Source organism: Mesotoga sp. HF07.pep.5.2.highcov (genome assembly GCF_003666285.1).
Lineage (GTDB): Bacteria > Thermotogota > Thermotogae > Petrotogales > Kosmotogaceae > Mesotoga > Mesotoga prima.
This window is the reverse complement of sequence record NZ_JFHJ01000199.1, coordinates 1-7,703: the sequence shown is the minus strand read 5'-3', so window position 1 is coordinate 7,703 and position 7,703 is coordinate 1. Positions and strand designations below refer to the sequence as shown.

The 7,703-nt window shown below is 43.9% G+C and carries 8 protein-coding genes; 7 read left to right on the top strand and 1 reads right to left on the bottom strand.

Translation table 11 applies throughout. From position 1 onward, the window contains the following. From BG32_RS04125 to BG32_RS04100, 6 genes are all read left to right on the top strand, one after another. Positions 1 to 1,095: ABC transporter substrate-binding protein (locus tag BG32_RS04125; protein WP_147434821.1), on the top strand; the 1,095-nt coding region annotated here is incomplete at its 5' end. A gap of 69 nt (positions 1,096 to 1,164) precedes the next feature. Further along, entirely contained in the window at positions 1,165 to 2,094 is a 930-nt protein-coding gene (locus BG32_RS04120) for a branched-chain amino acid ABC transporter permease (protein WP_006486839.1), read from the top strand. Then, complete coding sequence (locus tag BG32_RS04115) at positions 2,091 to 3,029, top strand: branched-chain amino acid ABC transporter permease (RefSeq protein WP_006486837.1); 939 nt, start codon at positions 2,091 to 2,093, stop codon at positions 3,027 to 3,029. Before BG32_RS04120 ends, BG32_RS04115 begins: the two co-directional genes overlap by 4 nt. A 1-nt stretch (position 3,030) precedes the next feature. Continuing rightward, complete coding sequence (locus tag BG32_RS04110) at positions 3,031 to 3,747, top strand: ABC transporter ATP-binding protein (protein WP_039882236.1); 717 nt, start codon at positions 3,031 to 3,033, stop codon at positions 3,745 to 3,747. Next, positions 3,747 to 4,451 (top strand): ABC transporter ATP-binding protein, encoded by a 705-nt coding sequence (locus BG32_RS04105; RefSeq protein WP_006486833.1) that lies wholly within the window; start codon positions 3,747 to 3,749, stop codon positions 4,449 to 4,451. The genes BG32_RS04110 and BG32_RS04105 overlap by 1 nt, the downstream gene beginning before the upstream one ends. Before the next feature lie 206 nt (positions 4,452 to 4,657). Beyond that, positions 4,658 to 5,446, top strand: coding sequence for an alpha/beta fold hydrolase (locus BG32_RS04100; protein ID WP_006486831.1), 789 nt, complete (start codon positions 4,658 to 4,660; stop codon positions 5,444 to 5,446). Between the two features lie 77 nt (positions 5,447 to 5,523). On the opposite strand, the gene BG32_RS04095 is transcribed toward BG32_RS04100, so the two are convergent. Continuing rightward, on the bottom strand, positions 5,524 to 6,624 hold the full coding sequence (locus BG32_RS04095) for a helix-turn-helix transcriptional regulator (protein WP_121526443.1): 1,101 nt from the start codon (positions 6,622 to 6,624) through the stop codon (positions 5,524 to 5,526). A gap of 501 nt (positions 6,625 to 7,125) precedes the next feature. Between BG32_RS04095 and BG32_RS04090 the strand changes: the two genes are divergently transcribed. Continuing rightward, a partial coding sequence (locus tag BG32_RS04090) for an ROK family transcriptional regulator (protein WP_259459502.1) occupies positions 7,126 to 7,703 on the top strand: 578 nt, incomplete at its 3' end.

Sequence of the window (7,703 nt, the reverse complement as noted above, 5' to 3'; positions counted from 1 at the left end):
ATCGACGAAATCAACGCTGCAGGGGGATTACTTGGTAGACCTCTGGAGCTAATTGTAGTGGATAGCGAGCTGAAGCCCGAAAAGGGAGCTGCAGCAATTGAGAAACTTGCTACAGTAGATAAGGTTGATTTCTTCGTTGGAGGTATGGCATCTTCAGTCCATCTTGCGCAGATCCCAGTAATGAAAAGGTACCAGAAGATCACTATCTGGAGCGGCGCGGCTTCATATCTATGCGAGAATGCAGTTGGACCGGACGCCGACTGGTATTTTCATCTTCATCCATGGGACTACCAGCAGGGTGCCAGCTACGGCCTGGGTTGGACAGAATTAGCTGAGGCTTATCCCGACATCGAAATTTCGAAGATCTTCCTTGCATATGAAGAAGGCGGTTTTGGATCTGCCTCTCACGAATCCTATCTTGTACTTCAATCTCAGGCCAATCAGGGAGAAGGTTCGTGGGCAGCTGTCATGGGAGACTATATGGGAGTCTCCTTCAAGAGTGCGGCGCTTGGTGGAGGCGACTACAGAGCAATGCTTCAGCAGGCTAAGGCCTATGACCCCGACCTCTTTGTCTGGGCAGGTTACGATGCCGATGCTCTTCCAATGCTTCAGCAGGCCAAGGAAATTGGTTTTGCTCCTAAGTTCTTTGTTGGAGCACCTCCAGGTTGGCCGGCACACTTCGGAGATTCTCCTCTAGCAGAAGGCGTGACACTCTACGGAATGTGGGCACCAACAATAAACAAGGTAAGTCCAACTGCAGAGCACTTCTGGAATGCTTACATCGAAAAGTACAATGAAGAACCGGCAACTTATTTCGCACCACTGGGATATACAAACATCTACTTCCTTGCGGAAGGAATCAAAGCCGCGGGAACTCTTGACAAGGCAGAACTGATAAAGGCGCTAGAAGAAGTAGAATACGCTTCACCGATAGGAGAAGTCCTAAAGATGTCTCCAAGCAATGTAATAAAGCATCAGGGATTCACTGGCCAGAAAATACTTCAGTGGCAGGGCGGAGAACAGCAGGTTATTTGGCCGCTTAATCTCAAGACCGCTGAACCGATTTATCCATTTCCTTCTTGGGAAGGAAGATAAGTAGTGTGAGGTCGGGCACTCGTGCCCGACCTTACTATCTAATAAGCTGTAGCTTGGGTGGTGACTGACTTGGAGAGCATCTCGTTCATGAGAAAGCACAGGAATCTCTTTCTCCTGATTGCTGTAATTGTCGTGGTGGCTATTTGGAAGCCTCACGCCGCCATATATGGACTCCAAAGAGGAAGCCTATATTCTTTGGTCGGTTTGCCTCTTTCGTTAACCCTTGGAGTTGTAGGAATTATGAACCTTGCCCACGGCGATTTCCTCTCGCTGGGTATTTATTTTGTCTATCTTTTTGCCACAAACCTAGGAATGGATCCTCTCGTGTCCATTATCCCAGTCTTTTTTCTATTGTTTGGGCTCGGAGTGGTGATCTATAAGTTGACTATTACGAGAGTAATGAAGTCAGGACATTTGAACCAGTTGCTTCTCACATTTGGGATATCGATGATTTTATTGGAAGCAATGAATGTCATCTGGACATCAAGACCTAGAAGTGTCTACGTTGAGTACTCTTCTTCGTCTACAACAATTGCAGGTGTAAGATTCGGCACCTATGAGCTCTTGTATGTTGTTTTTGCTTTCGCAGTGCTAATTGCACTTCAGCTCTTTCTGAAGAAGACGAGACTGGGGCAGGCAACTTTTGCCGTCGGTCAGAATCCACAGGGCGCGAAAATTGTTGGGATCAACACGGGTTTCGTGTATCTCTTTGTGTTTGGAATATCGATTGCTATTCTGGGAATTGCCGCAGGAGTCATGGTACCAAGATTTGCAATCTTTCCTTCTGTGGGTTCGGCATTTACAATGAAGTCTTTCTGTCTAGTTGCAATGGCTGGACTTGGAAATCTTACCGGAATTCTTGTTAGTGGTATTGTTCTTGGAGTTGGGGAAGCTATTGTGCAATCTATACCTGGTTATGCGGGCTGGTCAGACATAGTATTCTTTGGAGTTCTGATAGCTGTCATAATGATCAGATCCCTAAGGAGGCAATCATTATGAAGATCACAAAGTCACTTGTTATTATCATGTTGCTCATCGCGGCTGCTCTTCTTCCCGTTGTGACTGAGGCGTACTTCATAAGTGTTGCCATAACTATCTTGACGTTCATGACGTTGTCGATCAGCTGGGATATGATGCTCAGAACAGGTCAGCTGTCTTTTGGTACGGCTGGTTTTTTCGGACTCGGTGGTTATACGGGTATCATTGCAGTCGCTGACTTCGGTGTGGACCCACTTGTAGGGATTATCCTGGGAGGTCTTTTGGCTGGAGGTGTCTCTCTCTTGCTGGGTATGGCAATTCTGCGATTGCGTGGTTTGTATTTCGCAATAACAACAATGGCTCTCGCAAGCGTATTCATGGTAATCATAAGGAATTTGAACAAGCTTACCGGAGGCCCAAGTGGAAAGATAGTTTATACAACTCTTTTTAACTACGACTCTGTCAAAGTTTATTGGCTCATGTTGGGTATTACAGTGGGTACAATTGTGGTTTCAGAAGTGTTTCAGAGAACTAGAGTTCATTTTGCGATCGATTCTATTAGAGCCGATGAAACAGTAGCTAAGTCTCATGGAGTAAATATCTACAAATATCTGATATTTGTTTTTGTTGTGACTTCGATAATACAAGGAGTAATAGGTTCAACATATGCACTTCAGTATGGATTTGTTTATCCAGAGAGCAGTTTTTCAGCTCATTATCTTCTTCTACCGATAGCCATGGCGTTGGTGGGAGGAATATACTCAACTATTGGCCCAGTCCTTGGCGCGATTATTCTGGGTCTTTCATCTGAGTATCTCAAGTTAATAATGCCCTATGGACATTTGATTATCTACGGTGTAATCATAGTTGTGGTAGTTCTCTTTTTGCCGAACGGTGTGTATGGCGCAATCAAAGATGTTACTGGATTCAGAAAACGCCGTCTGGAGGAACGATAAAATGAGTATACTTAAGCTTGATAAAGTCACAAAACGTTTCGGTGGACTAGTCGCCGTAGATAACGTCTCTATGGAGATCCAGCAGGGTGAAATTCTCGGTTTGATTGGACCAAACGGTGCAGGGAAGACGACTCTAACAAATCTTATATCGGGAGTCCATATGGTGAGCGAGGGGAAAATTATATTCGACGGCATCGATATCACTTTTCTTCCAGCACACAAAAGATGCAACCTTGGGATCGCAAGGACTTTTCAGATTGCTCGACCGTTAAAGAACCTCACAGTAGTTGAAAACATAATGGTCGGAGGACTTTTTGGAAACGGTGAAAAGCTTAAGGAGAGCAAAAAGAGCGCTCTTATGCTTTGTGAAACAATAGGACTTGAAGAGCCCGACCAAACTCTTGATAAGATAACTGTTCTTGATATCAAGAAGATAGAGATCGCAAGAGCAATGGCCACAAAACCGAAGATCCTCTTTCTTGACGAGGTTATGTCGGGATTAAACATGGACGAAACCAGAGAAATGATAGATACCGTAAGAAAGATTAGAGGAACAGGCGTGACGATATGCATAATAGAGCACGTCATGAGCGTAATCAGAGAAATAACGGAGCGAGTTATAGTACTTGATAGGGGTACTATCCTTGCAGAGGGACCTTACAGTGAAGTATCGCAACAGCACAACGTCATAACTGCTTATTTGGGGGAGGATGCCTGATGCTCGAAGTCAAGAATCTATTTGTCTCATACGGGAGGATTCAGGTAATTACGGACTTCTCCTTCAATGTCGGAGCGGAAGCTGTTGGGCTTTTCGGTCCTAACGGTGCAGGAAAGACAACTCTGATCAACTCGATCATTGGTCTCGTAAAGCCAAGGTCGGGTGAGATTCTCTTCGAAGGCGAATCGCTGCTTCCTTATGAAACACACTCCATCGTAAGAAAAGGGATTTCAGTTGTGCCTCAGGATGGTGAGCTGTTCCCAATTATGACTGTTTTAGAGAATCTCAAGATCGGTGCATCCTATATAAAGGAAGCTAGAGACAAAGTAAATGAGAGGCTGGAATTTGTGTTCGAAATTTTCCCAGTACTCAAAGAGCGGGCCTATCAACTGGCTGGAACAATGAGCGGTGGGCAACAGAGAATGCTTGCAGTTGGACGATCTCTTATGGCAGTCCCACGGCTTCTAATTCTAGATGAGCCATCAGTAGGACTTCAGCCCACTTTGGTTACAGAGCTCTTTGAGAAACTCTCAATGATCAAATCCGAGGGAGTTTCCATGATCCTTTCCGAGCAAAACGTTCGACAGGGCCTAAAAGTCATTGATAGGGGCTATGTCATAGAAAATGGAACCCTTGCAATTGAAAGCACTGCTGATGACCTGATGCACAACGAACATGTGAAGCGTTCCTACCTGGGTTTGTAAATAGGAGATTATTTCAGAGGTGAGAGTATATACGATACAGGTTGCTCATAGCTTTCTTGGTGATATGTGCAATTGGAGCAAGTTTCTTTCGGACTGAAAGACTTTTCGCCTATGAAACCAAAGAGATTTCCTCGAACTGTGCTTTGAATGTTAATATGAGAAGTGAGGAACACAGAACACACAAGTCTGACAGGAGGGATCTGGTCATGGAAAGGTCAATAGCCGAACAGTACGTAAGGATAGTTGACAAAAAGATCTTCTATCTTGAAACAGTGGGTGACGATGAGATTCCCGTGGTATTAGTCCATGGTAATTTCGCGTCGAGCAAATGGTTTGAACCTGCTCTCAAGATTCTCCCCAGTGGATTAAAAGGTTATGCAATCGATCTGCCGAATTTCGGGAGATCTGACAGACTTGAAGAGGTGAGTATCGATAATTACGCCAACTACGTGATTAATTTCATACTTGAGATGGAATTAGATGGTGTGGTTCTTGTTGGCCATTCTCTTGGGGGAGCTGTCGCTCAGAGTGCAGTCATAAAGAGGCCTGATCTGATCGATCGAGTCATTTTGGTGGATCCTGCCCCTCCCGATGGTCTAAAGACTCCAGAAGAGGTTTACCCATATCTGGAGATGTACAGAGGAAATAGAGAGCTTCTTAAAAAGGCTCTGATTGGTGTAATGCCGACCCGTGAAGTAGACGAGTTTCTTGAGCAGCTTGTCGACGAGGCTCTGATGATGGATGGAAGATGTTTTGTAGAGAACGCTAGAGCGCTTGAAAAGTACGATTTCACTGAAGCGCTCAGTGAGATTGAGGTTCCACACCTTGTTATAGTTGGAAAGCTTGACAATATTGTTACTGAAGAGATGGCAAGGAGATTCGAGAAAATACTCCAGGATGTTGAAATCCGTGTGCTTCCTGACTACGGACACAGTGTTATTCTTGAGGACACGGAGTTGTTTGTGAAGATTCTGGAAGATTTCATCGAGCGATAGGCGAAACAGTTCAAATATAAACGGGGCTGAAGAGCCCCGTTTCTGTTTAAATAGGGTTGATCTGATCGTTGTTCGATTTAGTTCTGCTCTTCAAGCAGCTTATCAAGCGATTCGCTAACAAGCCTCTTGAGTTCTTTTGCATTGACTGTGTATTCAACATACTCACCATTATAAACGCTTTCAAGGAGCCTCCCCTTTTTGAGCTTTTCGAGATGATTGCTCAGGTCGCCGGCGGAGATTCGCAATTTTTTCGCAAGGGAAACTGGTCGATGAGGCTCTCTGCTAAGTTCTCTAAGTATTGCAAGCCTTTCTTTGTGGGCCAGAGCGCTAAAGACGTCGATACACTGTAGTTTCTCATCTTTCTCCCTGAAGGGGACTTCTATTCTGTCATATCCGAGAATAAAGAGGTACCTGTCTTTCATAACCATAAGGCCGGCTTGATCTAGGCCCAGGAATGGCGATACACTCAATTCTATAGTTTGAACCGTCTCGAGGATGTCAAAGAAACTCAAGAGGTTCAATTTTTCAATATACGATGTGCCCCCCTTTCGAATGTATTCCTCAAGGTTCTTCAGATGCTTCTCGTTCGACCTCCTAACTTCGTCCCGCATTCTGTTGAAAACATTTTCAAGGAACCATTCAAAGAGATATATCAGATCCTGTTTTGTTTCAGCCGGGTTTTCAAGAAATCCAAGAAGATTTGCCTTTTGAAAAGACGAGAAAATAGTACTCTCAGTTATGAAAAGGAGCATCTCCTTTTCATCTACCGTCAGCCTTTCAACTAATTCCTCGAATTGAGAAGAGTCTCTAGACTTGACATCGGTTCCAAATCCAGTTCTTAGGAAACGCCCTAGTATGCTTTTCTCGGATGTGCTCTTGAGAGCTTTGATGAACTCCTCGGGTTCTCGTAGATTTCTCTCCTGGACAAGAGAAAAGGTTCCTGCGCCGAAGTACGTTTCACAGTCAAAAAATCGCTCGAGAAGCTCTTTTATATCGTCAGGAAGAATCTTCTTTGTTTCCTTTGCCCATTCAAGGAGCTCTGGGTCAGGCACAAACTGATCTTTGAAATCTTGTTCTTTGTAGGCTTCGATTATCATCTCATTACAGTTGACCCTCATAAGACTCAGAAGAAAATCATAAGCAGGCCAATCTATGTACTTGATTCGTTCGAGAAGCACAGGCAGGACCTCCTTGTAATAATCCTTGAGACAATTATACTAAAGAACTGCTTGTTGATCATTCAATTCTAAGGTAACAAGCAAGACCATTTATGCCAGAAATGAATGACCATAAAACAAACCGCTTTTGAAGAGTCTCGGGTTCGATAATCTGAATGATCGGCAAAAAAACCGACAGATTCTGGAAATTCTCAGAACTGGCAGTAACTTTCATTGTTAGCATCATTCATTTAGCTGATAGAATCATACTAGTGATTCAAATCCGTCCAGGCTACGAGTAAGAATCACTTGTCCGTTATTCTTGAGTTTCGCTGCCTGGTCGGAAAGTTTTTTAGAGTCTGGGCGAAGAAGATTCTTTCAATTGTTTGCGGCAATAAATAAATTAGGAAGAATCATCTTATGGGCGATATTCCCCACCAGCTGTCTCTAAACGGTTCTGTTTAGATTTAATCTAATCTCTTATTAATAGTAAGCTAGAGTAGAAAGGGGGATTTCAGCTTGGTGGGTAAAAAGCTGGATTCAGAGAATATTGGAAGATCAAATAGAAAGCTGATTCTTCAGTTGCTTAGGAAGAATCCCGCTACTACTAGAAGAGATCTTGCAGTAGCATCGGGGTTGAACCCAAGCACGGTGACGAAAATAATCAAGGATTTTCTATCAATGGGTCTTTGCGAGGAAGTGAAAGCAGAAGAGACCGGTCGAATTGGGAGAAAGGCAATCGTCCTTAGACTAAACAGAAAGGCGTTCATGTCTGTAGTCATCGATATTGGTGTCGAAGAGACAATTGTAGGTAGGGGATTCTTTGATGGCTCAGTTTCAGTTGTAAGTAGATTCAGAACTCCACGTGACTTTGATCAGTTCATCGATCTCTTAACTGAAAAGACTTCCTTGATTTCGAAAAATATTCCAAAATCCAGATTCCTCGGATACTCGTTGTCTGTTCCGGGAATCGTTGATGTGGAAAATTCAAGAATCGTATATGTACCTCATCTCGGATGGAAGGATCTCGTACTCAGAGAACGGCTCTCTCGACGCTATCCGGTTTTTCTCGATAATGAAGCAAATCTCTCGTTGATTGC